Raw genomic sequence first — 26,215 nt, forward strand, 5'->3', positions numbered from 1 at the left:
ACAGGGATGTCGCTAAGCCCCGCAACCCAGGCGCAGACGTCCCGACCGGGTCGACGGCGGCACGTGCCATGAGATCGCGCGCCACCACCCACCGGCCGCCACGGAGTCAGGCTACTCAGCAGGGCTGTCCGTTCACACGGCGAAGTCTTCTATGGTAAATAGGTAGGGATAGTTTTATTTATGCAGCGGCATTGGCCTTGCCGGCCGGTGACAGGCCCCTGTACATCGCGGGACAACGCGCCCGCCCGGCTGGACGCTGGCCATGTCGCGGAACCGGTCACGTGCCCGAGAGGACCCCCATGGCGCTCTGGAAACCAGACCCGACGTTCTACGCCTCCCCGCGCGACGCCGCCTCCGCGCCTCCCGAGAAGCTCGCCTACGTGGCCGCGTTCGACCGCGCCGCCGAGAAGCCGGACGCCATCGCCGTCCTGGACGTCGATCCGGACTCCGCCTCCTACGGCACCGTCGTCGGCTGGACCGACCTGCCCTACCTCGGCGACGAGCTGCACCACTTCGGATGGAACGCGTGCAGCAGCGCACTGTGCCCGGGGTCCCCGCACCCGCATGTGGAACGCCGCTACCTGATCGTTCCGGGGCTGCGGTCGTCCCGGGTGTACGTCATCGACACCAAGGACGACCCGACCGCACCCAAGATCGTCAAGGTGATCGAGCCGGACGAGCTGGCCAAGCGCGCCGGGTACTCGCGTCCGCACACCGTCCACTGCGGGCCCGAAGGCCTGTACCTGACGGCGCTCGGCGGGGCGAACGGCGAGGACGGCCCGGGCGGTATCGCGCTGCTCGACCACACCTCGTTCGACGTGCTCGGACGCTGGGAGGTCGACCGCGGCCCCCAGTACCTCGCCTATGACGCGTGGTGGCACATCGCGCACGACGTGCTCGTCACGTCCGAGTGGGGCACTCCGTCCATGGTGGAGGACGGCGTCGTCGGCGAACTCCTGCTGGGCCGCAAGTACGGGCACGCGCTGAACTTCTTCGACCTCCGCAAACGCAAGCACGTCCAGACCGTCGACCTCGGTGACGAGCACCAGATGGTCCTGGAACTGCGTCCCGCCCACGACCCGACGAAGCTGTACGGGTTCGCGGGCGTGGTCGTGAACGTCGAGGACCTGTCGGCGTCCGTCTGGCTCTGGCACCGCGACGGCGACTCCTGGGCGGCGCGGAAGGTCATCACCGTCCCCGCCGAGCCCGCGGACGCGGCGTCCCTCCCACCGGTCATCGCGCCGTTCGGCGCGGTCCCGCCGCTGATCACCGACATCGACCTGTCCGTCGACGACCAGTGGCTGTACGTGTCGTGCTGGGGCACCGGAGAACTGAAGCGCTACGACGTCAGCGACCCGTTCAACCCGGTCGAGGCGGGCTCGGTGCGCATCGGCGGCATCGTCGGCCGGACACCGCACCCCGCCGCCCCGGACCTGCCCCTCGCGGGCGGCCCGCAGATGGTGGAGGTCAGCCGGGACGGCGAACGCGTCTACGTCACCAACTCCCTGTACGGCTCCTGGGACGACCAGTTCTTCCCCGACGGCGTGGGCGCCTGGATGGCCAAACTCGATTCCACACCCGACAAGTTCACGTTCGACGAGCGCTTCTTCCCCCACGGTGACGCGTTCCGCGGCCTGCGCCCGCACCAGACGCGCCTCCAGGGCGGCGACGCCTCCTCGGACTCGTACTGCTATCCGTGAACGACGGTTCGCTGGCCGCGCTGGTCGCGCTCGGCGCGTTCCACGGCGTCAACCCCGCCATGGGCTGGTTGTTCGCCGTGGCGCGCGGCCTCCAGGAGCGCAGCCGTTCCCTCGTGCTGCAGTCGCTCCCGGCCATCGCGGCGGGTCACGCCGCGTCGGTCGGCGCGGTCGCGATCCTCATCACCCTCACCCGCTCCGTCGTCGCGACACGGGCCGTCGCGGTCGGCGGCGGCGTCGTGCTCGTCGGTTTCGGGTTGTGGCGACTGCTGTCCCGGCGCCATTTCCGCTGGGTCGGAATGCGGCTCTCGCTGCGGCAACTCGCCGGATGGTCGTTCCTGATGTCGTCGGCACACGGCGCCGGCCTGATGCTGCTGCCGGTGCTGACCTCATCAGGAGCGGCCCCGGCGGGCCACGACCACGGCCTGGCGTCGGCGTCGGGCAGCGCGCTCTCCACCGGCGTGTTCGTCACGGCCGTCCACACCCTCGCGATGTTCGCGGTCGCGGGCGTCATCGCCGTAGCCGTCTACGAGATCGTCGGCCTGACCATCCTGCGCCGCGCCTGGTTCGACCTCGACCGCCTCTGGGCCACCGCCCTCATCACCGCGGGCACCATCACCCTCGTCACCGCGCTCTAGCCGGTGCTCTCGGCCTACCGACGCCTACCGACGGCGGTGAGGTCGATCTCGATGTCGAACGGCACCGTGAGCTTGAGCTGATCATGATGGATGCCGGTCGCGACGTACGCGCCCATGGGCGGGTCGAGCTCATACGAGTAGACGACCGTCCGATCGTCCTCAAGTTCCACCCGCCAGAAGTGTTTGATCCCTGCGGCGGCGTACCGGCGGGGCTTCGTTTCCCGGTCGAACTCCTCGGAACTCGGTGAGACGGCTTCGATCGCCAGAACGACGTCTTCCGCGAGGAAATAGGTGCGCCGCGGATCGAGGAACTCCGCTCTGACCACCGACACATCGGGCTCGGGAACCTGGCGCTTGGCCAACTTGACCGACATCTCCCGGACGGCTCGCATCTCCGGGGGCGCCTGGTGGTCCAACTCGGTGCGGAGCAAGTCCAGCACCCAGTCGTGCCACAGTCTCTGCGGGCTCACGAAGACCAGGCTCCCGTCGATCAGCTCGGTATGCCGGGGCAGACCGCGCATACGAAGGAAGTCGTCGGCGGTGAATCCATCCGGCGGGGGGAACACCCAGTCTGGCAGCGATCCAGAGTCCATGTGGCTACTTTCGGCGTACGCCTCGACACTCTGAGCGCTCATGGACACACTGTCGCACACGAACGCTCTCCCGGTCCTGACAACAGTCTAGAACTGAGACATGGAGCAAGGACGGTCGGTCAGGTGGGGTCGGGGGCTTCGCCTCGGGTGTGGAGGAGGGCTTGGAGTTCGGCGAGTTGGCGGGCGGCGAGGGTCTTCTCGGCACCGTTGATGCCCATGGCGCCGAGGGACGTGCCGTCCGCCAGGTCGAGGGTGGGCCAGGGTTCGCCGACCGACATGGTGACGTCGACGACCTCGGGCCATTCGAGGCGGCGGGTGCGGAAGGCGTTGACGACCGTGAGGCCCGACTCGTCGGCGGCGACGCGGCAGCGGGCCAGCATGTGCAGGATCCAGGCGACGAACGCGCCGAAGGCGACCATGAGGACGCGGTCGAACGTCTTGAACTGGGGCGCCACCACCACGGCGAGCACGATCAGGCCGAGCATGATCACGCCCGCCGTGAGGTAGGCGACGAGCCGGGTGGTGCGGGGACGCCACACGGTCGGGAGCGCCGGTGGCTCAGTCAACGATCTTCGAGATGGGGATTTCGAGGATGTCGTGGGCACCGGCGGCCTTCAGCGCCGGGATCAGCGTGTTCACGCCGCGTTTGGCGACCACCGACTCCACGGCGCTCGACTCCCCGCCGGCCAGCGACGTGACGGTCGGCGACGACATCGACGGCATGATGTCGAGGACGTTCTGCAGGTCGCTCTGCGCGACGTTCAGCTTGAGCAGGACGTTGCCGCGCGCCCGGATCGCGCCCTGGAGGAGGAGGGAGATGTCCTCCATGGCGGCGCGTTTCTCGGGGTCCTCGTAGGCGTCGCGGTTGGCGACGAGTTCGGTGTAGCTGGTCAGGAGCGTGTCGAGGATGCGCAGGCCGTTCTTGCGGAGCGACGAGCCGGTCTCGGTGAGGTCGACGATCGCGTCCACGATGTCGGGCACCTTCGCCTCGGTCGCGCCGTAGGACGGGACGACCGTGGCCTTGACGCCGTGCCGTTCGAGGAACCGCTTGGTCATGGCCGGGAACTCGGTGGAGATCCGGACGCCCTCCGGCAGGTCGGACACCTTCTGCCAGGGCGCCCCGTCCGGCACCGCCATGATCACGCGGACGGGGTTGGAGGTGGCCTTGGAGTACTTGAGTTCACCGAGGCTGACCACGTCGGCGTCGGTCTCGGTGATCCAGTCGCGGCCGGTGATGCCGAGGTCGAACAGGCCCTGTTCGAGGTAGGTCGGGATCTCCTGCGGGCGCAGGACCCGGACCCGCTCGATGCGGGGGTCGTCGATGGACGCGCGGTAGTCGCGGTCCGACGTGCGCTGGACGGTGAGGTCGGCGGCGTCGAACAGCTGCATGGTCGCCTTTTCGAGCGACCCCTTGGGCAGGACGAGTGACAGCACGGAATTGCCTTTCGATGGATGAGGATGCGGACCCCGGGATGCTCAGGAGCCCGGAAGCAGGTCGTTCAGGGGAATTCCCGGACTTCCTACCTATGCTCCGAGCGGTGCCCGGCGTGACCGTGATGCCGCAGACCTCGCAGGGTCAGTGCCGTGTCGAGTGCGGCCACAGTCGCCTCCCATCCCTTGTCCTCGGAGCTGCCCGGCAGCCCACTGCGTTCCATCGCCTGCTCAATGGTGTCACATGTGAGAACTCCGTTGCCCACCGGAGTCGACTCGTCCAGCGCGACACGGGTCACACCTGCGGTGACGGAGTCGCAGACGTAGTCGAAATGGGCGGTCGCGCCCCGGATGACGACGCCGAGGCAGACGACGGCGTCGAGGTCGCGGGCGAGTTGCTGCGCCACCACGGGCAGTTCCATGGCCCCGGCGACGCGGGCGACGACGGGTTCGTCCACACCGCACGCCTTCGCCGCGGCCAGCGCCCGTTCCAGGAGCCGGTCGGTGATCGGCTCGTGCCAGCGGGTGCAGACGATGCCGAGCGTGAGGCCCGCCGCGTCGACGGCGGTGTCGTCGGGGCGCCCCGCGCCGCTCATGTGAGTCCTTCGATCTGGTGTCCGAGACGGTCGCGTTTGACCGTCAGGTAGCGCCGGTTGTGCTCGGTGACGATGACGGGCATGGACACGCGTCCTCGCACGTCGAGGCCGAATCCGTCCAGCCCCTTGAGCTTGTCCGGGTTGTTGGTGAGTACCCGGATCGAGTGTACGCCCAGGTCACGCAGCATATGCGCGGCGTTGGAGTACTCGCGCGCGTCCGCGGGGAGCCCGAGTTCGAGGTTTGCGTCGACGGTGTCGGACCCGTTGTCCTGGAGTGCGTAGGCCTGGAGTTTGGCGAGCAGGCCGATGCCGCGTCCTTCGTGACCTCGCAGGTACAGGACGATGCCGCGTCCCTCTTCGGCGATGCGTTCCATGGCGGCGTCGAGCTGGGTGCCGCAGTCGCAGCGTTCGGAGTGCAGCACGTCCCCGGTGAGGCATTCCGAATGGGCCCGGATCAGAACGTCCTGGCCGTCGCCGAGGTCGCCGAGCACCAGCGCGACGTGCTCACCGCCGTCGATGGCGCTGGAGAATCCGATCGCGCGCCATTCTCCGTACCGGTTGGGCAGGCGGGTTTCGACGACGCGGGTGACCATCGCCTCGTTGCGTCGGCGGTATTCGGCGAGCTGCTCGATGGAGATCAGCTTCAGCCGGTGTTCCTTGGCGAAGATCTGAAGTTCCGGGAGGCGGGCCATGGTGCCGTCCTCGTTGACCACCTCGGCGAGGACGCCGGCCGGTGGGAGTCCGGCGAGCCGGGCGAGGTCGACGGCGGCCTCGGTGTGGCCGCGCCTGCGCAGGACGCCGCCCTCCCGATAGCGCAGCGGGAAGATGTGGCCGGGCCGGACGAGGTCGCGCGGTTCGGACGCCGAGTCGCAGAGCGTCCGGATCGTCCGGGCCCGGTCGGCGGCGGAGATGCCGGTGGTGACGCCGAGCCGGGCGTCCACGCTGACCGTGTACGCGGTGCGCATCCGCTCGTTGTTCTGCGCGGTCATCAACGGGATCTGGAGCCGGTCGAGGTCGGCGCCCTCCATGGGGACGCAGATGACGCCGCTGGTGTGCCGGATCGTGAACGTCAGCAGCTCCGGCGTCGCCTTCGACGCGGCGAAGATGATGTCGCCCTCGTTCTCGCGGTCCTCGTCGTCGACGACCACTACGGGACGTCCCGCCGCGATGTCCTCGATCGCCGATTCGATGGGGTCGAAGACCCCGTCACCGTCGTTGCCGCTCATGCGGTCACCGCCTCACGTTGTGGGGTGTGCACGCCCCGGGACTCCCGGAGCCAGTTCCTGAACCCGACCATCACCATGACGAAGAAGATCCCGTAGACCGCGCCGGAGACGTACAGCCCGGACTTGAACGCCAGCGGCATTCCGACCAGGTCGACGAGCACCCAGACGATCCAGAAGTCGACCAGGGCGCGGCTCTGCGCGAACGTCGCGACCGCGCTGCCGACGAAGATGTAGGCGTTCGCCCACGGCGACCAGGCGATCTTCAGCCAGTCGAGGTGGACGAACAGTTGGGCGACCAGCGCCGTGCCGAACAGCAGCGCGGCGACCAGCACCAGACGTTCCTGCGGCGTCGCCTGCCGGACGACGAGCCCGCTCGGTTCCCGCCGTCCACGGGCCCACATCGTCCACCCGTAGAGGGCGAGCCCACAGAACAGCACCTGCTTCAGGGCGTTTCCGGGGACGTGCGCGTTCATGGACGCGGCGAGCAGCAGAAGGGCCCCGGTGAGCTGGACCGGCCACGTCCACAGCGTCTTGCGCATGGCGAGCCAGACGACGGCCAGGGACAGGACGTTGCCGACGAGATCGGTCCACAGGATGTGCTCGCCGAACACCTCGAAGCCCGCGTCGAACCAGCTCATTGCCGATCACCGAGCATGCGTTCGACGTACTTGGCGACGACGTCCACCTCGAGGTTCACCGGGTCGCCGGGGCCCTTGTGCCCGAGCGTGGTGAGCGCGAGCGTCGTCGGGATGAGCGCGACGCTGAACCGGTCGGCGCCCGCCTCCACCACGGTGAGGCTGATGCCGTCCACGGTGATGGAGCCCTTGTCGACCAGGTAGCGGCTCAGCTGGGACGGGAGCGACACGGTGACGACGTCCCACCGCTCCCCCGGCTCCCGGGAGATGATCTCGCCGACGCCGTCGACATGGCCCTGGACGAGATGCCCGCCGAGCCGGTCGGACAGCCGTACGGGCCGTTCGAGGTTGACCTTGGAGCCGGGTTCCAGCGCCCCGAGACTCGACTTGTCGAGGGTCTCCTTTATGACGTCGGCAGTGAAGACCTCGTCCTTGACGTCCACGACGGTGAGACAGACCCCGTTGACGGCGATCGACGCGCCGTGCACGGCGTCTTCCGTGACGAGCGGACCGCGGACGGCGAGCGTGACCGAGTCCCCGGCGGGCTCGATCGCCGCGATCTCGCCGAGCTCCTCGACGATGCCGGTGAACATCTCTACCCGGGCCTCCTAGATAAGGCTCCGGGGGACGTCCATACATCGACGCACGCCCCCTGCGCAGGGGCGTACAGCGCGCTGCCTCCCATCCGGACTTTCACCGTCGGTCCCGGAGTTCCACCGGGTCAACCGGCCGATGGCTTCGGCCGGGTCGCGGACTGTCACCGCCGGTTCGGAATTTCACCGACCCCGGAGCACGCGTTCATGGTCGTCAACCAGTGTGCCACGCAACTCATTCCCGCCCGGTGTGACCATCACCACGGACCACCCATGACAAATCAGTTCAACGCTCAACAATCACGGGGATGGTTAGATACCGTGACCAAAGTGACGCCTGTCACATAACCCCCCTGGAGGCAGTCATGGACGTCGTCGCTCTCATCGCCCGCATCGCGTTAGCCTTCATCTTCCTCGGCGCCGGTTTCAGCCATCTCACCTCCGCCGAGGCCATGGCCCCCTACGCGGCGGCCAAGAAGCTCCCCCAGCCGAAACTCGCCGTCCAGGCCTCGGGCGCCTACATGCTGGTGGCGGCGCTCCTCCTCGTCCTCGGCATCTGGCCCGACCTGGCCGCGCTCGCCCTCGTCCCGTTCCTGCTCCTCACCGCCGTGATCTTCCACGACTTCTGGCGCCAGGAGACCCCCGAGGCCCGCCAACTGGAGCAGATCCAGTTCAGCAAGAACCTCAGCCTCACCGGCGGCGCCCTCGCGGTGTTCGTCCTCTACGCCTCAGACCCCCACCCGGGCCTAACCCTGCTGGACCCCCTCTTCTAAGGCTCCCCGAGCCGCGCCGCCCCCTCCCCCCGGCGGCGCGGCTGAGCCCTCCCTCCGGTCACCGCCACGCAGGCAATCCCCGCCGCCCCCTCAGCCAGAGCCACCGGCCCCGACCGCTCACGCTCGTACTGGGCGATCGGATCGAACTTAAAAGGCAACGGCGAGCAGGAGATGGTCCTCGCCGTCCTGTCCGGATTGAGCGTGCCGATATGGCGCAGGTGCCCGACACCGGGTCGCTCCACGGTGATCTGCGCGCGCTCCTGCAAGGGGTGGCCGACTGGCTCAGCCATCCGCGCATCGCCTGAATCCTTCCGGACCTGATCGCGGAGGGGGTGCGCAACGAGGCACTGGCCAGGGCGACGCTCGTCGATATCGGCGTGCCGCGTCGCGCGCGGGGCGAGGCGGTCTTCCGGCGGGCCGTCGAGCGGGGCGAACCGGCCACCGACATCGACATGGGAATGGCCCTCGACCTGGTGATCGCTCTCATCTTCTGGCGGTTGAACGGCCTGCACGGCGCTTCGGAGCCCGACTACCTCGATCGTGTCGCGACGGTCATCCTGCGCGCCCTCTCCCCCAACTGAGGGTGCCCGGCAGGGGTTGCCGTTGGGCGGGCGGCACGTGAAACTCGTTGACTGAAAGGGCGCCGAGGGATCGAGGATGGGGCATGGGCGGACTTACCTTGTCACCGAAAATCCTGGACGTTCTCGACTTCGGGACTCCGTCGGCCGAGCGGGACATCTCCCGGGGGCTGGAGAAGTACTTCGTCGAGTCCGACGCCTACCAGCGGGTCCGGTCGGGGGCGAAGACGATCCTGATGGGGAACCGCGGGGCGGGGAAGAGCGCCATCTTCCAGGTGCTGGCCAAGCGGGAACGCGAGGCCGGCAGCCATGTGATCGTGCTGAGCCCGGAGGATTACTCGTACGAGTTGCTCAGCGCGACGATGGCGGCCGAGGACGCGGGGTCGTGGGCGAAACAGGGTGCCTATGCGGCGGCGTGGAAGTACCTGATCTATGTACTGGTGATGAAGGCGCTGGCGCGGAAGGGGCTGCGGCTGACCAAGGGCGGCGGCCGGGAGATCCACAAGTACGTCCGGGACATCCACGGCGCGCAGCAGCTCGGGCCGTTGTCGTTGCTCGTGTCGTATCTGAAGCGGCTGGAGGCCGTCAAACTCGGGCCGATCGAGGCGGGGCTGCGGACGCGGGAGCTGGACCGGCTCTACAAACTTGAAGAGATACACAACCTGTTGCCCGCTTTGCAAAGAGTGTTGGACGGCGAGCGGGTCGTGGTGCTGGTCGACGAACTCGACCGGGGGTGGGATTCGTCCGAGGACGCCAAGGCGTTCGTCTCCGGGTTGTTCCAGGCGTGTGTTTCCATCAACGCGCTGCATCGTAATCTGCGTGTTTATGTATCGCTACGGCAGGAGCTGTATGACGATATTCCGTCGCTTTATGACGACGCGCAGAAACACCGGGACCTGGTGGAGAAGATCTACTGGTCGGAGGAGTCCCTGCTGGAGTTGATCGCCAAGCGGATCAGGCATTCGGCGCATGAGAAGGGTTTCGACGTGGAGGCCCTGGAACAGGCCGGGGACTGGGCCTGCTGGTCGGCGATCTTCTCTTCGCCGCGAGGTCGGGGCTCGAAAGCGTCGTTCCGGTACATGGTCGACAGGACGCTGTACCGGCCCAGGGAGATCATCCAGTTCTGTTCGGAGGCGCTGGCGAACGGGAGGACGCGAACCTCGCGGCTGCCTGTTCCCTATTCGGCGATCGAGCGTTCCGAGTACGGCTACTCCGTGGAGCGGCTCAGAGATATCGCCGCCGAATACCGTTTTCAGTATCCGGGGTTGTTGAGCATTTTTGAGGTCTTCCGCAGTCGCCCGGACACGTTCGAACGGGATGAGCTCGAAATGCTCTGCCTCGAACTCGCCGTCGGTGAGATCCCCACGCACGGGACGCGGTCATGGCTGCCGCGGTGCGACCCGAACGACCTGATCGAGGTGCTGTGGCGGTCGGGCCTGCTCAGCGCCCAGGCCAACGGGGACGGCACCTTCCTGGGAAGCCACCAGGTGCAGCACCTCAACCTCGCGGCGGTGAAACGGTTCCGGATCCACGACATGTTCCGCGCCGCGCTCGGAATCGCCGCGTCCTAGCCGGTCAGGTGCACGCCCGTTGAGGTCGTCTTCACGTGGGTGAGGTTCGGGATGATGTGGTGGGCGTCGGTCAGCACCGCCGGGTCGTGGCTGGTGGTCACCGCCAGGACGGTCGCACCGGCGGCGCGGCCCGCCGCCACACCGGCGGGGGCGTCCTCGAAGACGACGCAGGCGGACGGGTCCACGCCCAGGAGCCGGGCGGCCCGAAGGTAGCCGGACGGGTCGGGCTTGCCGTCCGGGATGTCCTCGGCCGTCACCACGACCGGCGGGAGCGGCACGCCCGCGATGTCCGCGCGGAGTCTCAGTTGGGCCCTGTCCATGGACGTGACGAACGCGCACGGCAGACCGTTCATGTTCGTCAGAAGGTCCAGGGCGCCGGGCAGGGCGCTGATGCCCTCGGTGCCGGTGGCCTCCAACTCGTCCAGGCGGGCGGTGGCGGCGTGGACCTGGTCGGGTGGGATGAACTCGGCCACGCGGTCGATGGTTCGGCGTCCGTGGGCGTCGGCGAGGAACTCGTCCGCGTCGATGCCGTACTCGGCGGCCCATTCGCGGGCGGCGCGTTCGACGAGGGGCGTGGAGTCGACGAGGGTGCCGTCCACGTCGAACAGGACGGCCGTGCAGGGAAAGTTCACCAGTTCGCCTTCGTCGTCGCCTCTTCCGCCTGGGCTCGGAGTCGGCGGACCGCCTCGGCGGGGTCGTCGGCCCCGTACACGGCGCTGCCCGCGACGAACACGTCCGCCCCGGCCTCCGCGCACCGTTCGATGGTCTCCGCGCTGACGCCGCCGTCCACCTGGAGCCACACGGGAAGGTCGCGGCCCCGGATGAGTTCGCGGGCGCGGCGGACCTTCGGCAGGACGACGTCCAGGAACTTCTGGCCGCCGAACCCGGGCTCGACGGTCATGAGGAGAAGCATGTCGATCTCGCCGAGGAGGTCCTCGAACCCGTCCACGGGTGTGGCGGGATTCACACCGAGGCCCGCGCGGGCGCCCGCCGCGCGGATGGCGCGCAGGGTGCGGATCGGCGCCTTGGCGGCCTCGGCGTGGATGGTGACGCTCTGCGCGCCGACCTCCGCGTACTCCGGCGCCCAGCGGTCGGGGTCCTCGATCATCAGGTGGCAGTCGAGCGGCAGAGCACTGTGCTTGAGCAGTGCCTGGACGACCGGCAGTCCCAGGGTGAGGTTGGGGACGAAGTGGTTGTCCATGACGTCGACGTGAACCCAGTCGGCGGAGTCGGCGATGCGGGCGACGTCGTCGGCCAGGTGCGCGAAGTCGGCGGACAGGATGCTGGGTGCGATCTGTGGAGCCATGATGCCCTGAAGTCTATTGGGGCAGTTCCTCCCGATCCTCACCCGACCGGGTGAGGGCGGGCACGGTGCGGCTCGCGAGGCGGAGGCGGACGAACGCCTCCGGCGCCCCGGCCGTGATCCAGAGCCCGAGCACCACCTGGACGACGAACGTCTGAACGAGGTGGGACCCGTCGAGCGCGGCGATCGCGGCGGCACCGGCCAGGCCAACGGGAACGCGGGCCACGCGGCGCCAGAGCTTCGCCGCCGGCTCGAACCAGCCGCGGGACGCGAGCAGGGACAGGCCGGCGACGACGCCGCAGATGCCGCCCGTGGCCCTGGCCGAATCGACGAGCGTGAGGGGTTCGGTCGCTCCTCCCGCCGCTTGGATGGCGCGGGCCCAGGCGTCCGGCCAGGTCCAGTCCTGGAGTGGCTGGAACGCGCCCCAGGCCGCCGCCAGTAGTAGCAGGGAGACGGCGAGGGCGAGAGCCATCTGCACCGCGAGGTGGCGGCGGGTCCACCACGGGACGATGACGGGCTCCAGGCCCAGGGCGGCTATCAGGAGCGCGAGGCCGACGGCCCAGCCCGCGAGAACCTGGCTGATCGAGTGGACTCCCAGGTGCACGCGGGAAAGCCCGATCAGGACGATCAGGATGGCCGCGGCTGTCCACACGAGCCATCGCCTGGTCTGGGCGGCGAAGAACCCCCAGGCGACCGGTGCGTTCTGGGCGTGGCCGGACGGCATCCCGAACGACGTGTAGGACTGTTTCCCTTCGATGGACGGGTCCGTCCAGTAGGGACGGGGGTCGTGGAACACCATCTTCAGGAGCGTGTTGAGGAACGCGCTGAACAGCAGGACGACCGCGGCCCGCGCCGCCAGACGCGGAGCCACGCACCAGAACAACACCACCAGCACGGGCACGTAGAAGGCGGCACTGCCCAGGAACGACATGACGTGCATGAAGCCGGTCAACGCGCCTCCTTCGGGGGTTACGTGCGACGCAGCAGTGCCAGGAACATCGCGTCCGTGCCGTGGCGGTGGGGCCAGAACTGCGCGTACGGGCCGTCGCCCAGGCCGGTGAGGTCCCCGGCCAGGGACGCCAGGACGGACGGGGCGTCGAGCCGTTCGACGTCGTCGCGGCCGCGTAGGGCGTCGTCCACGACCACCCGGGTCTCCGCCAGGTGCGGGGAGCAGGTGACGTACGCGACGACGCCTCCCGGCCGGACGGAGTCCAGCGCCGCGGCGAGCAGCGCCCGCTGCAACGGGCCGAGTTCCGCGATCGACTCGGGGCCGCGCCGCCAGCGGGCCTCCGGGCGGCGGCGAAGCGCGCCGAGGCCGGTGCACGGCGCGTCCACCATGACCCGGTCGAAGGAGGCGGGGCGCCACGCGGGGGCGGTGCCGTCGGCCGCGACCACGCCGGTGCGGTCGTCGACCGCGCCGCGGACGAGCCGGGCCCGGTGCGGCTGGACGTCGGCGGCGAGCAGCCGCGCGCCCCGCTGGGCGGCGAGTGCGGACAGCAGGCCCGCCTTGCCGCCGGGGCCCGCGCACAGGTCCGCCCAGCGCGCGTCCGGGCCGTCCAGGGGCGTCTCCGCCAGGGCGAGGGCGACCAGCTGGCTGGCCTCGTCCTGGACGGCGGCGCGCCCCTCGCGGACGGCGGCGACCTCCGCCGGGTCCCCTTCGGGCAGCACGGCGCCGAACGGCGAGTAGGGGGCGGGTTCCGCGCCCGCGTCGCGCAACTCCTCGACGGTGGCCCGGCCCGGACGGGCGACCAGCGTGACGCGTGGACGGACGTTGTCGGCGGCGAGCAGTTCGTCGATCTCGCCGTCGCCGACGGCGTCCCGCAGCGCGGACACGATCCACTTCGGGTGGCTGTGCCGGACGGACAGGCGGGTGGACGTGTCGGCGTCGGCGGGCGCCACGATCTCCAGCCACGCGTCCAGGTCGCGGGTGGCGACCTTGCGGAGCACCGCGTTGGCGAACTTGGACTGGCCCGGACCCGCGACGGAACGGGCCAGCTCGACCGCCGTGCCCACGGCCGCGTGCGGCGGGATCCGGGTCGCGAGGATCTGGTGGGCGCCGAGGCGCAGCACGTCCAGGAGCGGCGCGTCGATACGACGCAGCTCACGGTCGCTGCACAGGGCGAGCACCGCGTCGTAGGTGCCGCGTCCGCGCAGCGTGCCGTAGGTCAGTTCGGTGGCGAGGGCGGCGTCGCGTCCGGTGAGACCGCGGTCGCGCAGGCGGCCCGGTAGCAGGAGGTTGGCGTAGGCGTCGCGGGTCTCGACGGCGCGGATCACGTCGAAGGCGGTGCGCCGCACGAGGTCCTGCGGGCGTCCCGTCCTGCGCGGGCCGCCCGGCCTGCGGTTCGGGGCGCGTCGGTGGTGGCGGGCGGGTGGCATCAGTGCAGCGCGTCCTTACCGGTGAGGTCGCCGGTGAGGTCGACGCCGCGCGCCCAGTCGGCCGCGGCCATGGGCCGCTTGCCCTGCGGCTGGACGTCGCCCAGCGCGACGGGATGCGTTGCCGTTCCCACGAGCACCTCGTTCTTTCCCGCCCGCAGTTCGCCGGGCGCCAGGTTCTCGGCGTCGGGTCTCGGACGGACGGGCCCCAGTTTGAGGCGCGTGTCACGGAACAGCGTCCACGCTCCGGGCGCGGGCGTGCAGGCCCGGACGAGCCGGTCGATGTGCAGGGCCGGGCTCTTCCAGTCGACGTGTCCGTCCTCGGGCGTCAGCTTGGCCGCGTGGGAGACGCCCTCCGTCGGCTGCGGGCGCGGTTCCAGGACGCCCGCCTCGATGCCGTTCATGGTGTCCAGCAGCAGGCTCGCACCGGCGACGGCCAGGCGGCCCAGCAGGTCACCGGCGGTGTCGGTCGGCTGGATCGGCTCGGTGAGCACGCCGTAGACCGGGCCGGTGTCCAGGCCCTCCTCGATCTGGAACGTGGCCGCGCCGGTCACGTCGTCGCCGTGCAGGATCGCGCGCTGGACGGGCGCCGCGCCACGCCAGGCGGGCAGCAACGAGAAGTGCAGGTTCACCCAGCCGTGCCGGGGGATGTCGAGCGCCTCGCGGGGCAGCAGGGCGCCGTAGGCGACGACGGGACAGCAGTCGGGCGCGATCTCGCGGAGCCGGTCCAGGAACTCGGGATCACGGGCCTTGGCGGGCTTGAGCACCTCCACGCCCGCCTCGGCGGCGAGTTCCGCCACCGGGCTGGCGCTGAGACGCCGCCCACGGCCCGAACGCCCGTCCGGACGGGTCACGACCGCCACGACCTCGTGCGAGGACCCCAGAAGCGCCGTGAGGGCCGGAAGAGCCGTCTCCGGAGTTCCAGCGAAGACCAACCGCATCTAGATCGCCTTCCCGAGGGTGCGGTGCGGCGACTCCTTGACCACCGGCGCCGGTTCGCCGAACCACTCGGCCTCGCGGATCGCCTTCACCGCGGCCTTGCGCTGCTCGGGGTCCATCCGGTCGATGAAGATCACGCCGTCGAGGTGGTCGGTCTCGTGCTGGACGCAGCGGGCCAGCAGATGCGTGCCCTCCAGCGTGATCGGCTCGCCGTGCATGTTGAAGCCCTTCGCCACGGCCCGCACCGCCCGCGCCGTGGGGAACGCCAGGCCCGGCAGGGACAGACAGCCCTCGTCGTCGGTCTCCTGCTCGTCCGACAGGTCCAGGGTCGGGTTGACCACGTGGCCCAGCCGGTCGTCGACGTAGTAGGTGAACACCCGCAGGCTCACGCCGAGCTGCGGCGCGGCCAGGCCCACACCGGGAGCGTCGATCATCGTGTCGGTGAGGTCCTTGACGAGCTGGCGCAGCTCCTTGTCGAAGTCCTTCACCGGCTCCGCGGGCGTGCGCAGCACGGGATCGCCGAAGAGGCGGATGGGCTTGACGGCCAACGAGGACTCCGTTTCGTGGGAGATCTGGATGCTCCGTCCAGTCTACGGAGCACGATGCGCGCGCATCGCGCATCGCGGGCGCGCTCTGTCGCGGTGACGTCAGCGCACGGTGACCTCAGCGCAGGGAGCGCGCCTTGTAGGCGGCGGTGCGGGCCGCCTTGGCGGTGGCCCTGTCGGGGTGGTGCGCGCCCAGTGCCTCCAGGACGTCGGCCACTCCGGGATGGTCGGTGCGCCACAGGTCGTCGACCATGTCCTTCATCTCCGCTCCCGGTGGCGTGTCCATGAGCGCGGCCTCGACCGCCTCCTTCGGGTCGGCGGTCTCCAGCATCCCGGCGACGGTGTCGACGAACACCCACAGGTACTCCTCGCGGGCGAGTTCCCGGCCCGACGGGTCTCCTGTGGCGTTCAGCCAGAGGGCGGCGTAGGGAGACACCAGCGGATGCTCCTGCGCGGCGCGGACCACGGCCGCCGCCTCCGGGCCGATGCGGTGCAGGACGGCGGCGGCGAGGTTGCGGGCGCCGGGGCCGCCCGTCCGCATCACGTCGAGGAGGTCCGCGGCGGCGTCCTTGGGGTCGTGACGGGCCAGCCAGCCGTCGATCTCCTCGTCGGCGGCGTCCGGCCTGTACCAGGTGAGTCCCGCGATGAGCTCGGACGCCCGCGCCCCGGCCAGTTCACCGATGACGGGCGCGGTGAACCCGTCCGCGAGCAGCAGTTCCCGGACGGCCCACACGCCCAGCGGCGTCAACGCCCGCCCCTGCCCGGACGACTCGACGACGCCCCACTCCTCCAGGGTGGCCAGTTCCAGGTGGAAGGCGTCCGTGACGAGTTCGGGCATGGTGTCGGCGTCGGTGAGGTCGTAGGCCTCCGCCACGTGGTCGAGCAGCGCGCCGACGAGCACGTCGGGGGTCGCCGGGGCCTCCTGCTCGTAGAGGTGGATGAGGACGCCCGTCATCTCGTTCTGGACGAGTTCGACCGCGTCAAGACCGTCGGCGTAGTCGTGCCCCGGGACGACCAACGCCTCGAACAGCGGCAGCCAGGCGGCGAGCATGGTCGCGTCGTCGTCGGACCGGAGGGCGTCCAGAGCGGGCCCCGGTTCGGCGGTGCCCTTCTCCGCCGTGATGACCCTCGCCTCGACCGCCGCCCACCAGAGACGTTCGAGGACGCCCGCGTCCTCCATCCGGCCGTGGCGGCGCGGGCCTTCCAGGCCGAGCGCGGAGGCGGCGGCCTCGGCATCGGTCTCGGTGAGCGTGTCGTGCTCGGTGAGGGCCCGTTCGCCCGTCCAACGCGCCAGGGCCACGACGTTCACGGTCAGCGGGGAACGGCGCGCGGCGTCCGCGACGTCCGCCTCGGACGCGAGCCGGACCGGCGGCACCACCAGTTCCTCGGCCTGCCGCAGGTAGTCCTCGGTTCGCGCGTACCGCTCCTCCTCGGGCAGCGCCTCGAAATCGCGGAGCCACGCGTCGACGGCGTCCTGGTCGTCGAGGGAGATCCCGTCGGCGCGCATCAGCCCGCCGATGACCTCCGCCGCCGCGTGCCGTTCCTCGGTGTCCATCTCGGCGACGAGGTCGGAGAACGCGGGCGCGGTCCGGTCGATCTCCGCGTCCAGGTCGGCCGCCGCCCGTTCGGACACCGCGCCGGTGTCGCGCAGGTAGGCGACGATCCGGCGGAGGGCGTCCAGGACGGTGGGAACGTCGTCGCTCGCGGCGACCACCGACTCGGGGAACACGTCCAGGAGCAGTCGACCGACCCCCTCCGGGGTCAGCGCCTCCGGGCCGGTCAGGCCCATCTCTTTCCGCAGCAGGTCCAGCAGGATGCGCGCGCCCTGCTCGTCCAGTTCCTCGCCGCGATCGTCCGCCCACCGCCGCAGGTCGGTCGCGGTGGTCTCCACCCAGTTGTCGGCCACCCGAGAACCCTATTGGTCAGATCAGCTCCAGGGGGTCGATCTGGACCCGGACCGTCTCCGCCGCCTTGCGCGCGCTGCGCACACCCTGCGCCTCCTTCAGCGCGCGCGCCAGCGCGAGGCTCGCGGCCCGGGGAACGCGGATCAGCGCGCGCTCCCTGTCCCGCGTGTCGGTGCCGGGGCCGGGCGGCGACGGCACCGGCACGGGCCCGAGCACCTCGGCGCCCTCGGGCAACCGGGCGTCGGCGAGCAACTCACGGATCGCGCCGGACGTGCCGGTCAGCGACGCCATCCGCGCGGCGGGCGGGAAGCCCACCTCCCGGCGTTCGGCCAGTTCCCGTTCCGCGTAGGTGACCGGGTCCCACCGGACGAGGGCCTGGACGGCGGGCAGCGTCCCCTCGGCGGCCACCACCACCGGCCCCTTCGGCCGGACGAGCGACGCCGCGTTCAACCAGCGCCGCAACGTCTCCTCACCGGCACGCAGGTCGGGGCGTCCGAGCAGCGCCCAGCCGTCCAGGAGCAGCGCCGCGCCGTAGCCGTCGTCCGCGGGCGGCTCGGCGCCCGGCGTGGCCACCACGAGCGCGCGTTCCGGGCCGACCCGTTCGAGGACGGCGTCTCGTCCAGAGGTGCGCACCGGCACACCGGGGAACGCCCTGCCCAACTCCTCGGCCGTGCGTTTGGCGCCCACCACCACGGCGCGCACATGGACGAACCCGCACTCGGGGCACTGCCAGTCGCCCGCGATGCGTCCGCACCAGCGGCAGTACGGCGCGGCATGGGACGACGGCAACGACAACGGCCCCTGGCAGGCGGTGCACTGCGCGGGCGTACGGCACCGGCCGCACGCGATGGTCGGGACGTACCCGCGCCTGGGGACCTGCACCAGGACGGGCCCGTCCTCCAGGGCCTTCCGGGCCACCTCGAAGGCGATGTTCGGGAGGCGGGCGCTGCGGGCGGCGGCGTCCCGGGCGAGCTGGGCGTCCTCTCCCACGTAGCGGACGCGGGGCATCACCGCCCGGACGTGCGCGCGGTCGGCGGCGAGCGCGTGCGCCCACCCCGACTCGACGAGCTGGGTGGCGTCGGTGCTCCGGGCGAACCCGCCGATGAGCGCCCCCGCTCCGGCCCGGTGCGCGCGCAGGGCCAGGACGTCGCGGGCGTGCGGGTAGGGGGCGTGCGGTTCGGCGTGGACGTCGTCCCCGTCGTCCCACAGCACGACCAGTCCGAGGTCGGCGACCGGCGCGAACATCGCGGCGCGCGTGCCGACGACCGCCCGCGCCGACCCGCGCAGGACGGCGAGCCACCGCCGGTAGCGTTCCGCGGGCCCCAGCTCCGCCGTCAGGGCGACATGAACGCCCTCCCCCAGTTCGGCGGTCAGCGCGGCGTCGACCCGTGCCACGTCGCGGCCGTCCGCGACGACCACCAGCGCGCCGCGCCCGGAGCCGAGGGTCACGGCGACGGCCCGCGCGATGGCCGCCGTCCAGGCGGGGCCGGGCAGCGCCGTCCACACCGCGTGAGGGGCCCGCCCCTCGGCCAGCGCGCCCAGGAACGACGCCCCGGCCGGGTAGTGCGCCCACGGCCCCAGGCCGCCCGCGACGCCGCCCGCGACGCCGTCCGCGACACCGTCCTCGGCCGGTTCCGCGGCGGTGTCCGTGGGCGGTCGCGCGGGTTCCGCCTCCACGCGGGCGTGCCGTGGTGGGACGGCCAGCCGGAGCACGTCCGCGAACGTTCCCGCGTAACGGTCGGCCACCTCCCGGACCAGCGCCACGACCTCGCGGGTGAGGACGGGCTCCGCCGACGTGACCCGCTCCAGGAACAGCAGCTTCCCGTCATGGTCGCTCTCGGCGACCCGCTCCAGGACGAAACCGTCCACGAGCTGACCGGCGAACCGCACCCTCACCCGGCATCCCGGCACGGCATCGTCGGACATCTGCGCGGGCACGAGATAGTCGAACGGACGATCCAGGTGCGGCAGGGACACGTCCACGGCGATCCGCGCGACGGGCAGCTCCTCGGCCGGGCGACGAACCCCCTTCTTCCCCCCCTTGGCCGCCTTGCCCGCCTTGCCGGACCTAGCGGGCTTGGCGGTTTTGTCGGGCTTCTGCGGGGACGTTCGCGGCAGGTCGTCCAGCCCCGGGATCTGGTCCGTTCCCGCGCCCTCCTTCGTCACGCTCCCGTCCTACCAGATCAACCCGACAACTCACGGCGCACGCTAGGGTTGAACTGATCAAACGGGGCGCGCTGCCGTTGGCTCATCACCCGATACCCCCCGCCGTGCCCTCTCCGTCCGACGAGCCCATGCAGGCGGATGACCACAGCGCACACTCCAGAGCGGGCGGACGCCCAAGCCCTGCGCGGGCAGCCGTCCCGCCGATCCTCCGGCCCCTCCCCCGCCGCGTGGAGGAAGTGGGCCCACCCGCGACATCCCGTGGTGGCCGCCACGGTCACGGCGGCAGTCCTGCACCTGGTGTGGGCGCTGTACCTGGCGACCGAGGGAGGCGACCTCGCCGCCCAGGCCGCCTGGACCGACTTCGTCTGGAAGCACCCGGACGCGGCCTACAGCTTCGCCTGGTACGGCGGGATGCACCCCGCCTCGTACAGCGTCATGTCACCGCACCTGATGGCGCTGTTCGGCATACGCACCGTCGCGGTCCTGTCCGGCACGCTCTCCGCCGCCCTCACCGCGTACCTGCTGAGACGCTTCAAGGCGCCCGTCACGCTGCCCGCGTCCCTGTGGGCCGCGTTCGCGCTGTCGTGCAACTCCGCGTCCGGACGGGTCACGTTCGGCCTCGGCCTCACCTTCGCGCTCATGGCGACGATCGCCGCGTTCACACCGCGCGGCACCCCGGCGCTGCGCGCCGCCGGGATGGTCGGCCTCGGGCTGCTGTCCACGCTCGCCAGCCCGGTCGCGGGCCTGTTCCTCATGGTGCTGGCCGCCGCACTGTTCCTCACCGGGCGGCGCCGCGCCGGGATCTGCATCGCCGTGGGCCCGCCCATCGTCGTCGGGACGACGAGCCTGCTGTTCCCGTTCAACGGCGTCCAGCCGATCTCCCTCACCGCCATCGTGCTGCCCGCCGTGGCCTCCGTCATCGCGATCCTGACCTGCGCGCCGCGCGGCTGGACGCTCGTCCGGGTCGGCGCGGGCGTCTACCTGCTCGGGATCACGCTGACCTGGCTGATCCCGTCGCCGGTCGGCAGCAACGTCGAACGCCTCGCGCTGCTGTTCGGCGGCATGTTCCTGCTGTCGGCGGTGGCGCGCGCGCACGGCCGCGTCCGTATCGCCGTGCTGTCGCTGGCGTTCATCGTCACCGCGTCCTGGCAGGTCGTGAAGCCGGTCGGAGACCTGATCCACACCGAACCCGCGGCGACCGCGGCCGCGCACGCCAGCGGCCTCATCGCCGAACTGAAGTCCGTCGGCGCGGAAGACGCCCGCATCGAGGTCGTCCCGCTGCGGTCCCACTGGGAGTCGTCCGGGCTGAGCCGCCACTTCGTCCTCGCCCGGGGCTGGAACCGCCAGGTCGACGCGGAACGCCACGAGCTGTTCTACGAGGAGGGCGCGCTGACCGCCGCCTCCTACCGCGACTGGCTGTACAAGTGGTCGGTGCAGTACGTCGTCCTGCCCGAACAGGAGAGGGACTGGTCGGCCCGGGACGAGGCCGCCCTCGTCGAAGGCGGCCAGCCGTACCTGACGGAGATCTGGAGCGACCGGCACTGGCGCCTGTTCCGGGTGCTGCGCTCGACGCCGCTGGTCGACCGTCCGGCGTCCGTCCGGGAACTCAACGCCGGTCGGCTGGTCGTCGACATGCCGTCCAAGGGGTCGGTGCTGGTCCGGGTCTCCTGGTCGCCCTGGCTCCGGGTGACGGGCGGGGACGCGTGCCTGGCCCGCGAGGGCGACTTCGTCCGGCTGCACGCCGCCAAGCCCGCCCGCTACACCATCGCGGCCCGGTACGGGTTCAAGCGCGGCAACCACTGCCGATCCTGACCGAGCCCACCGACCCACCCACGCGACCCCACCCACGTGACCCGACCCACGCGAAAGGCCCTGGGAACGCGCGTTCCCAGGGCCTTCGGTCGTTCCGGTGGTCGTTACAGACCGGCGGCGGAGGCGAGGTCCTTGGCGCGGTCGGTCGACTCCCAGGAGAAGTCGGGCTCCTCACGGCCGAAGTGACCGTAGGCGGCGGTCCGCTGGTAGATCGGACGGAGCAGGTCCAGGTCACGGACGATCGCGGCCGGACGCAGGTCGAAGACCTCCCCGATCGCCTTCTCGATCTTCTCGTGGGCGACCTTCTCGGTGCCGAACGTCTCCACGAACACGCCGACCGGGTGGGCCTTGCCGATCGCGTAGGCGACCTGGACCTCGGCGCGGTCGGCGAGCTGCGCGGCGACGATGTTCTTGGCGACCCAGCGCATCGCGTACGCGGCGGAGCGGTCCACCTTGGACGGGTCCTTGCCGGAGAACGCGCCGCCGCCGTGCCGGGCCATCCCGCCGTAGGTGTCCACGATGATCTTGCGGCCGGTAAGCCCGGCGTCGCCCATCGGACCGCCGATCTCGAAGCGCCCGGTGGGGTTGACCAGCAGCCGGTAGCCGTCGATGTCGAGGTCGAACTGCGCGAGCACCGGATCGACGACGTGCTCCTTCACGTCCGGCGCCAGCAGCTCCTTCAGGTCGATGTCGGGGGCGTGCTGGCTGGACACCACGACTGTGTCGAGGCGGACGCCGCGGTCGCCGTCGTACTCGATGGTGACCTGGGTCTTGCCGTCGGGACGCAGGTAGGGCACGTCGCCGTTCTTGCGGACGGCCGACAGCCGCTGCGCGAGCCGGTGCGCCAGCGTGATCGGCAGCGGCATCAGCTCGGGGGTCTCGTTGGTGGCGTAGCCGAACATCAGGCCCTGGTCGCCGGCGCCCTGCCGGTCCAGGTCGTCGCCCAGCCGGTCGCGGTCCTCGTCCTCGCGGACCTCGTAGGCGTCGTTGACGCCCTGCGCGATGTCGGGCGACTGCGCGCCGATGGACACCGACACACCGCAGGAGTGGCCGTCGAAGCCCTTCTTGGACGAGTCGTACCCGATCTCCAGGATCTTCTCCCGGATCACGCCGGGGATGTCCACATAGGTCTCGGTGGTGACCTCACCGGCCACATGCACCTGACCGGTCGTGATCATCGTCTCGACGGCGACCCGCGAACCGGGGTCGTCCTTGAGCATCGAGTCGAGGATCGCGTCGCTGATCTGGTCGGCGATCTTGTCCGGGTGTCCTTCGGTGACCGACTCGGAAGTGAACAGACGGCGAGACACGTACGGGCACTCCTTGCAGCGGCTGCTGACTGATGTCGCAGGACGGATAAGTCATCGAGTTCGAAAGGGCGCGTTCCCTCGCCCAGTTTCCCCACGGACGCTCGAGGCTTCCCCTACGAACGCTTGACCCGAAGTCTAGCCCGATCAGCACCGGGGGCCGCTATGACCGGCACCACGGGCACCGGCCCGTCATCCGGCCGGGTGGCGGGCGAGCCGCGCGGCGACCTGGTCCCAGACGGACTCGGCCAGCGCCTCCTTCGCGCCGCGCGGCACATCGGTCCGCGAACCGTCCGCGCCGAGGATGATCGCCGCGTTGTCGGGACGCCCGAAGGCCAGGTCCTCGCCGACCTGGTTCACGACGAGCAGGTCGCTGCGCTTGCGGGCGAGCTTGGCGCGGCCGTTGGCCAGGACGTCGTCGGTCTCGGCCGCGAATCCGACGATCACCTGGTCGGGGCGGCGGATCTCGCCGAGCTCGGCGAGGATGTCGGGGTTCTTGACGAGCCGGATCGGCTCCGGCTCCGTCCCCTCGGACTTCTTGATCTTCGATTCGCGGTAGTCGACGGGCCGGAAGTCGGCGACGGCGGCGGCCATGACGACCGCGTCGGCGCCGGCGGCGGCCGAGACGACGGCCTCGCGCATCTCGACGGCGGTCCCGACACGGACGACCTCGACGCCCGCCGGGTCGGGCAGCGCGACGTTGGCGGAGACGAGCGTCACCCGCGCGCCCCGGGCCACGGCGGTCCGGGCGAGCGCGTACCCCTGGAGGCCGGACGAGCGGTTCCCGATGAAGCGGACGGGGTCGATGGGCTCCCGGGTGCCGCCCGCGGAGACGACGACGTGCCGTCCGGCGAGGTCGCGGCCGTCGGCGCCACGGGCCAGAACGTGCCGGGCGACCTCGAACAGTTCGGCCGGGTCGGGCAGCCGCCCGGGGCCGGTGTCCTTGCCGGTGAGCCGCCCGGACGCCGGTTCGATCACGACGGCGCCGCGGGCGCGGAGCGTGGCGACGTTCTCGCGGGTCGCCGGGTGCTGCCACATCTCGGTGTGCATGGCGGGCGCGAACACGACCGGGCACCGCGCGGTGAGCAGGGTGTTGGTGAGCAGGTCGTCGGCGAGCCCGTGCGCGGCCCTGGCGAGCAGGTCGGCGGTGGCGGGCGCGACGAACACCAGGTCGGCCTCCTGACCGAGCCGGACGTGCGGAACGTCGGCGATGCCGTCCCACACCTGCGCGGAGACCGGGTTGCCGGACAGCGCCGCCCAGGTCGGCTCGCCCACGAAACGGAGCGCGTCCGGTGTCGGGACGACGGTGACGTCATGGTCGGACTCGGTCAGTGACCGGAGCAGCTCGCAGACCTTGTACGCGGCGATGCCCGCGCTCACACCGAGGACGACACGCGGCTTTGGGGAGGTCATGCGATCACTGTCGCATCAGGCGCCGGGCGCCCGCGCGCCGGGGTCGCCCCCATGGGCGGACACGACGGGCGAGCGGCGGACGCCGGGACGAAGTCGGGCGGGCTCAGCCCTCGATGGGCTCGGCGTTCAGGAGGCCCTCGCGCGTCTCGCGCAGGGCGATCGACAGCGGCTTCTCCTGGACCTGGGTCTCGACGAGGGGGCCGACGTACTCCAGCAGGCCCTCGCCCAGCTGGGCGTAGTAGGCGTTGATCTGCCGCGCGCGCTTGGCCGCGATGCTCACGAGGCCGTACTTGGTGTCGACGACCTCCAGGAGCTCGTCGATCGACGGGTTGGTGATGCCCTCACTGCTGACTGCCACTCGGTGGCCTTCCCCTAGGACTCCGGCTATTGAACAGCCATCAAGGCTAGCAGCTCATCGCACACGTCCCGTACGGACGTGTTGACGAGCGTGACGTCGAACTCCTTCTCTGCGGCCAGCTCGACGCGCGCGGCCTCGAGGCGGCGTTCGATGACCTCGGGGGGCTCGGTGCCGCGTCCGGTGAGCCGCCGGACGAGCTCGTCCCAACTCGGGGGCGCGAGGAACACCAGTTGCGCGTCCGGCATGGACCGGCGGACCTGACGGGCGCCCTGCAGGTCGATCTCCAGGAGCACCGGCTCGTCACGGGCGAGCCGCTCCTCGACGGGCCGACGCGGGGTCCCGTAGCGGTTGCCCGCGAACTCGGCCCATTCGAGGAGCCGCCCTTCGTCGACGAGCCGGTCGAAACCGGCGTCGTCGACGAAGAAGTACTGCACACCGTGGGTCTCACCCGGCCGGGGGGGCCGGGTGGTCACCGAGACCGACAGCCACACCCGGGGGTGTGATCGCCGGATCTCGGCGACGACCGTGCTCTTGCCGACGCCCGACGGTCCGGACAGGACCGTCAGCCGCCGCGCGAGCGGGTCATGCGATTCGGAGCCTTCCAACGCGGAGGAACCCATCTCACCCGGCCTGTCCGTGGACGCGCGGCCTGTACGGGCCGGCCGGGGACGAGACGTGCACACCCTGTGCGCCGGAGCCGGACGGGATGGTGCCGGGCCCGGGTAGCCCCGAGCCGGCCGCGACGGTCATACCGTCGCGCCCGTCCGTGAGTCGTACGTCAGCGGTTCGCACTTCCGCCGAACTCACGCTCCAGGGACGCGCGCTGGTTGGCGCCGAGGCCCCGCACACGGCGGGACTCGGCGATGCCCAGGCGCTCCATGATCTGCTTCGCACGAACCTTGCCCACACCGGGCAGTGATTCGAGGAGAGCCGACACCTTCATCTTTCCGATGACGTCGTCGGACTGACCCTCTTTGAGAACCTCGGCGAGCGAGGTTCCCCCATGCTTGAGCCGATTCTTAACCTCGGCCCGCTCCTTGCGAGCCTTGGCAGCCTTCTCCAAGGCTGCGGCGCGCTGTTCGGGGGTTAGGGGCGGAAGAGCCACGCCGGGTCACCTCAGGTTTCCACTCGACGGAGTCGGACGGGTTGGGAAACTAGCGAGTTCACCGCCCATTAGGCAACGTGAAGTGCCGTTTAGCCCGCCACAAATTCATGAATATCACTCCTCGGAGTGTCCTGAATACACAGTGTACACAACTCGGACCCTCCGATGCCCCATCCCCTTGCCTTGCTGGGACTTTCGCATGATCGGGAAAATCCCCCCGTTCTGACCCCATATGCGGCATTAGATCCCCGTGTTTCGGTCCCGTCCGAGGGTCCACCGGGAGCCCGCCGTCATCATCCCGCCGACCGCCCGCAGGCCCCGAACCGCCGCGGCCGCGGGTCTCTGTGAGGTCCCCCACAAATGTTCCCGACCGAGTGACGCTCGTCACGCCGCGCCGTTCCGCACGTCGCGGCGGCACCGCAACTGTCATCCTCGACAACAGGTCACCCCGCCCCGATCGCTCTCTTCCGCACCGGAGGCACCACCACCGCACTCGCTCCCCGCCCACCGGCAGGGCTCCCAGTTGAACGCGGAAACAACGACCATCACACCGGCGACGGCTCCGGTGGGAATCGTCGTGCGCGTGCACGAGTTGATCGATCGGCGCGTATGGCAATGCGGAAGACTCCGCCCTCACATTCGCGCGCCACTAAACCCAC

Annotated in this window: 26 protein-coding genes and 1 riboswitch; of the genes, 6 read left to right on the forward strand and 20 right to left on the reverse strand. The window is 70.7% G+C overall.

The features are described from left to right. Nucleotides 1–299: 299 nt before the first annotated feature. Together BZB76_RS15005 and BZB76_RS15010 are read left to right on the forward strand one after the other, a co-directional pair. The gene (locus BZB76_RS15005) at nucleotides 300–1,700 is read left to right on the forward strand and encodes a selenium-binding family protein (protein WP_121434981.1); all 1,401 of its coding nucleotides are present in this window, start codon (nucleotides 300–302) and stop codon (nucleotides 1,698–1,700) included. Beyond that, nucleotides 1,697–2,335, forward strand: coding sequence for a hypothetical protein (locus BZB76_RS15010; protein WP_121434982.1), 639 nt, complete (start codon nucleotides 1,697–1,699; stop codon nucleotides 2,333–2,335). The genes BZB76_RS15005 and BZB76_RS15010 overlap by 4 nt, the downstream gene beginning before the upstream one ends. Nucleotides 2,336–2,349: 14 nt before the next feature. Here BZB76_RS15010 and BZB76_RS15015 read toward each other — a convergent pair whose 3' ends face one another. From BZB76_RS15015 to BZB76_RS15045, 7 genes are all read right to left on the reverse strand, one after another. Continuing rightward, a complete protein-coding gene (locus tag BZB76_RS15015) occupies nucleotides 2,350–2,970 on the reverse strand; it encodes a Uma2 family endonuclease (protein ID WP_246006958.1) in 621 nt (206 codons plus the stop codon). 77 nt (nucleotides 2,971–3,047) lie between these two features. Then, entirely contained in the window at nucleotides 3,048–3,494 is a 447-nt protein-coding gene (locus BZB76_RS15020; RefSeq protein WP_420534781.1) for a PH domain-containing protein, read from the reverse strand. Beyond that, complete coding sequence (hisG, locus tag BZB76_RS15025; protein WP_121434984.1) at nucleotides 3,487–4,362, reverse strand: ATP phosphoribosyltransferase; 876 nt, start codon at nucleotides 4,360–4,362, stop codon at nucleotides 3,487–3,489. Before hisG ends, BZB76_RS15020 begins: the two co-directional genes overlap by 8 nt. Before the next feature lie 86 nt (nucleotides 4,363–4,448). Further along, the gene (gene ribH / locus BZB76_RS15030; RefSeq protein WP_121434985.1) at nucleotides 4,449–4,955 is read right to left on the reverse strand and encodes a 6,7-dimethyl-8-ribityllumazine synthase; all 507 of its coding nucleotides are present in this window, start codon (nucleotides 4,953–4,955) and stop codon (nucleotides 4,449–4,451) included. Then, nucleotides 4,952–6,181, reverse strand: coding sequence for a bifunctional 3,4-dihydroxy-2-butanone-4-phosphate synthase/GTP cyclohydrolase II (locus BZB76_RS15035; protein WP_121434986.1), 1,230 nt, complete (start codon nucleotides 6,179–6,181; stop codon nucleotides 4,952–4,954). The genes ribH and BZB76_RS15035 overlap by 4 nt, the downstream gene beginning before the upstream one ends. Continuing rightward, nucleotides 6,178–6,819, reverse strand: coding sequence for a nicotinamide mononucleotide transporter family protein (locus BZB76_RS15040; protein ID WP_121434987.1), 642 nt, complete (start codon nucleotides 6,817–6,819; stop codon nucleotides 6,178–6,180). Before BZB76_RS15040 ends, BZB76_RS15035 begins: the two co-directional genes overlap by 4 nt. Continuing rightward, nucleotides 6,816–7,409 (reverse strand): riboflavin synthase, encoded by a 594-nt coding sequence (locus tag BZB76_RS15045; protein WP_121434988.1) that lies wholly within the window; start codon nucleotides 7,407–7,409, stop codon nucleotides 6,816–6,818. The genes BZB76_RS15040 and BZB76_RS15045 overlap by 4 nt, the downstream gene beginning before the upstream one ends. Nucleotides 7,410–7,483: 74 nt before the next feature. Continuing rightward, a riboswitch (FMN riboswitch) is annotated at nucleotides 7,484–7,614 on the reverse strand. A 160-nt stretch (nucleotides 7,615–7,774) separates the two neighbouring features. On the opposite strand from BZB76_RS15045, the gene BZB76_RS15050 reads away from it, so the two are divergent. The 3 genes from BZB76_RS15050 (at nucleotide 7,775) to BZB76_RS15065 (ending at nucleotide 10,331) form a co-directional block, all read left to right on the forward strand. After that, the gene (locus BZB76_RS15050; RefSeq protein WP_121434989.1) at nucleotides 7,775–8,182 is read left to right on the forward strand and encodes a DoxX family protein; all 408 of its coding nucleotides are present in this window, start codon (nucleotides 7,775–7,777) and stop codon (nucleotides 8,180–8,182) included. 317 nt (nucleotides 8,183–8,499) lie between these two features. Further along, complete coding sequence (locus BZB76_RS15060) at nucleotides 8,500–8,763, forward strand: TetR-like C-terminal domain-containing protein (protein WP_337959758.1); 264 nt, start codon at nucleotides 8,500–8,502, stop codon at nucleotides 8,761–8,763. 83 nt (nucleotides 8,764–8,846) lie between these two features. After that, a complete protein-coding gene (locus BZB76_RS15065) occupies nucleotides 8,847–10,331 on the forward strand; it encodes a P-loop ATPase, Sll1717 family (protein ID WP_121434992.1) in 1,485 nt (494 codons plus the stop codon). Here the strand turns inward: BZB76_RS15065 and BZB76_RS15070 are convergent. The 8 genes from BZB76_RS15070 to BZB76_RS15105 form a co-directional block, all read right to left on the reverse strand. Continuing rightward, on the reverse strand, nucleotides 10,328–10,963 hold the full coding sequence (locus BZB76_RS15070; RefSeq protein ID WP_121434993.1) for an HAD-IA family hydrolase: 636 nt from the start codon (nucleotides 10,961–10,963) through the stop codon (nucleotides 10,328–10,330). The genes BZB76_RS15065 and BZB76_RS15070 overlap by 4 nt on opposite strands. Beyond that, nucleotides 10,960–11,637, reverse strand: coding sequence for a ribulose-phosphate 3-epimerase (rpe, locus tag BZB76_RS15075; RefSeq protein ID WP_121434994.1), 678 nt, complete (start codon nucleotides 11,635–11,637; stop codon nucleotides 10,960–10,962). Before rpe ends, BZB76_RS15070 begins: the two co-directional genes overlap by 4 nt. Before the next feature lie 13 nt (nucleotides 11,638–11,650). Continuing rightward, the gene (locus BZB76_RS15080) at nucleotides 11,651–12,586 is read right to left on the reverse strand and encodes a phosphatase PAP2 family protein (RefSeq protein WP_121434995.1); all 936 of its coding nucleotides are present in this window, start codon (nucleotides 12,584–12,586) and stop codon (nucleotides 11,651–11,653) included. 17 nt (nucleotides 12,587–12,603) lie between these two features. Further along, nucleotides 12,604–14,010 (reverse strand): RsmB/NOP family class I SAM-dependent RNA methyltransferase, encoded by a 1,407-nt coding sequence (locus BZB76_RS15085; protein ID WP_121434996.1) that lies wholly within the window; start codon nucleotides 14,008–14,010, stop codon nucleotides 12,604–12,606. Beyond that, a complete protein-coding gene (gene fmt / locus BZB76_RS15090) occupies nucleotides 14,010–14,948 on the reverse strand; it encodes a methionyl-tRNA formyltransferase (RefSeq protein WP_121434997.1) in 939 nt (312 codons plus the stop codon). Before fmt ends, BZB76_RS15085 begins: the two co-directional genes overlap by 1 nt. Beyond that, on the reverse strand, nucleotides 14,949–15,494 hold the full coding sequence (gene def, locus BZB76_RS15095) for a peptide deformylase (protein WP_121434998.1): 546 nt from the start codon (nucleotides 15,492–15,494) through the stop codon (nucleotides 14,949–14,951). Nucleotides 15,495–15,609: 115 nt separating this feature from the next. Then, a complete protein-coding gene (locus BZB76_RS15100; RefSeq protein ID WP_121434999.1) occupies nucleotides 15,610–17,397 on the reverse strand; it encodes a hypothetical protein in 1,788 nt (595 codons plus the stop codon). Nucleotides 17,398–17,413: 16 nt separating this feature from the next. Beyond that, nucleotides 17,414–19,561 carry a primosomal protein N' gene (locus BZB76_RS15105; RefSeq protein WP_121435000.1) on the reverse strand — a complete coding sequence of 716 codons (2,148 nt, stop codon included), beginning with the start codon at nucleotides 19,559–19,561 and terminating at the stop codon, nucleotides 17,414–17,416. A 138-nt stretch (nucleotides 19,562–19,699) separates the two neighbouring features. Here BZB76_RS15105 and BZB76_RS15110 point away from each other — a divergent pair, with 138 nt between their 5' ends. Next, the gene (locus tag BZB76_RS15110; RefSeq protein WP_246006960.1) at nucleotides 19,700–21,373 is read left to right on the forward strand and encodes an MFS transporter; all 1,674 of its coding nucleotides are present in this window, start codon (nucleotides 19,700–19,702) and stop codon (nucleotides 21,371–21,373) included. 104 nt (nucleotides 21,374–21,477) lie between these two features. Here BZB76_RS15110 and metK read toward each other — a convergent pair whose 3' ends face one another. The 5 genes from metK to mihF form a co-directional block, all read right to left on the reverse strand. Then, nucleotides 21,478–22,683 carry a methionine adenosyltransferase gene (gene metK, locus BZB76_RS15115; protein WP_121435002.1) on the reverse strand — a complete coding sequence of 402 codons (1,206 nt, stop codon included), beginning with the start codon at nucleotides 22,681–22,683 and terminating at the stop codon, nucleotides 21,478–21,480. Nucleotides 22,684–22,872: 189 nt separating this feature from the next. Beyond that, nucleotides 22,873–24,093 (reverse strand): bifunctional phosphopantothenoylcysteine decarboxylase/phosphopantothenate--cysteine ligase CoaBC, encoded by a 1,221-nt coding sequence (coaBC, locus tag BZB76_RS15120; protein ID WP_121435003.1) that lies wholly within the window; start codon nucleotides 24,091–24,093, stop codon nucleotides 22,873–22,875. Nucleotides 24,094–24,196: 103 nt separating this feature from the next. Beyond that, the gene (gene rpoZ, locus BZB76_RS15125; RefSeq protein WP_121435004.1) at nucleotides 24,197–24,451 is read right to left on the reverse strand and encodes a DNA-directed RNA polymerase subunit omega; all 255 of its coding nucleotides are present in this window, start codon (nucleotides 24,449–24,451) and stop codon (nucleotides 24,197–24,199) included. A 26-nt stretch (nucleotides 24,452–24,477) separates the two neighbouring features. Continuing rightward, nucleotides 24,478–25,071, reverse strand: coding sequence for a guanylate kinase (gene gmk, locus BZB76_RS15130; protein WP_121435005.1), 594 nt, complete (start codon nucleotides 25,069–25,071; stop codon nucleotides 24,478–24,480). A 158-nt stretch (nucleotides 25,072–25,229) separates the two neighbouring features. Next, nucleotides 25,230–25,556, reverse strand: a complete 327-nt coding sequence (mihF, locus tag BZB76_RS15135; protein ID WP_026405770.1) for an integration host factor, actinobacterial type — start codon at nucleotides 25,554–25,556, stop codon at nucleotides 25,230–25,232. Nucleotides 25,557–26,215: the final 659 nt, after the last annotated feature.

The organism is Actinomadura pelletieri DSM 43383 (assembly GCF_003634705.1).
Taxonomy (GTDB): domain Bacteria; phylum Actinomycetota; class Actinomycetes; order Streptosporangiales; family Streptosporangiaceae; genus Spirillospora; species Spirillospora pelletieri.

Bases quoted from the DNA above. Each gene is read 5' to 3' on its own strand.
- BZB76_RS15050 (WP_121434989.1), top strand. From the start codon at position 7,775: ATGGACGTCGTCGCTCTCATCGCCCGCATCGCGTTAGCCTTCATCTTC.
- coaBC (WP_121435003.1), bottom strand. From the start codon at position 24,093: ATGACCTCCCCAAAGCCGCGTGTCGTCCTCGGTGTGAGCGCGGGCATC.
- BZB76_RS15045 (WP_121434988.1), bottom strand. From the start codon at position 7,409: ATGTTCACCGGCATCGTCGAGGAGCTCGGCGAGATCGCGGCGATCGAG.
- BZB76_RS15110 (WP_246006960.1), top strand. From the start codon at position 19,700: ATGACCACAGCGCACACTCCAGAGCGGGCGGACGCCCAAGCCCTGCGC.
- fmt (WP_121434997.1), bottom strand. From the start codon at position 14,948: ATGCGGTTGGTCTTCGCTGGAACTCCGGAGACGGCTCTTCCGGCCCTC.
- rpe (WP_121434994.1), bottom strand. From the start codon at position 11,637: ATGGCTCCACAGATCGCACCCAGCATCCTGTCCGCCGACTTCGCGCAC.
- BZB76_RS15035 (WP_121434986.1), bottom strand. From the start codon at position 6,181: ATGAGCGGCAACGACGGTGACGGGGTCTTCGACCCCATCGAATCGGCG.
- BZB76_RS15040 (WP_121434987.1), bottom strand. From the start codon at position 6,819: ATGAGCTGGTTCGACGCGGGCTTCGAGGTGTTCGGCGAGCACATCCTG.
- ribH (WP_121434985.1), bottom strand. From the start codon at position 4,955: ATGAGCGGCGCGGGGCGCCCCGACGACACCGCCGTCGACGCGGCGGGC.
- BZB76_RS15015 (WP_246006958.1), bottom strand. From the start codon at position 2,970: ATGAGCGCTCAGAGTGTCGAGGCGTACGCCGAAAGTAGCCACATGGAC.
- BZB76_RS15085 (WP_121434996.1), bottom strand. From the start codon at position 14,010: ATGCCACCCGCCCGCCACCACCGACGCGCCCCGAACCGCAGGCCGGGC.
- BZB76_RS15065 (WP_121434992.1), top strand. From the start codon at position 8,847: ATGGGCGGACTTACCTTGTCACCGAAAATCCTGGACGTTCTCGACTTC.
- BZB76_RS15005 (WP_121434981.1), top strand. From the start codon at position 300: ATGGCGCTCTGGAAACCAGACCCGACGTTCTACGCCTCCCCGCGCGAC.
- gmk (WP_121435005.1), bottom strand. From the start codon at position 25,071: ATGGGTTCCTCCGCGTTGGAAGGCTCCGAATCGCATGACCCGCTCGCG.